We start from the raw sequence: 357 nt of genomic DNA, 5'->3' as shown, positions 1-357 counted from the left end.
GGTTCGGTCAGCGTCGATAACACACTGCTGTTCGACACGGTGCTGACCACTGCCAACTACAACGGCAAACTGCCGCAGGCCAAGCCATTCAACGTGACGGTGCGCACCAATAGCGCCGCGGCCTGCCCGGGCCTGGACGCGCTGATTCGGCCGCCGGACTCCGGCAATCCCCTGGATTCCCTGTTTATGCGGACGATAGTGACGTTCCTGCCGCAAAGCGGTGAACGCGTCGACCCTTTTGACGAAACGCTTTTCCTGCGGAACGCCGATGGCCAGGAGAACGGCCTGAAGCTGACCATCACCAATGCCGCCAACCAGACCGTCAAGTTCGGCCCAGTTCCGTTTGACCAGTACGGC

General features: G+C 61.3%; 1 protein-coding gene. It reads left to right on the top strand.

Annotation, left to right across the window (positions count from 1 at the left end):
• Nucleotides 1-357, top strand: a 357-nt coding sequence (locus ACR6JA_RS23000; protein ID WP_494599818.1) for a hypothetical protein, incomplete at both ends; no start/stop codon positions are given.

The sequence above is a fragment of the Cedecea sp. B1(4) genome (genome assembly GCF_059414925.1).
This window is presented reverse-complemented; position numbering and strand designations above follow the sequence as displayed.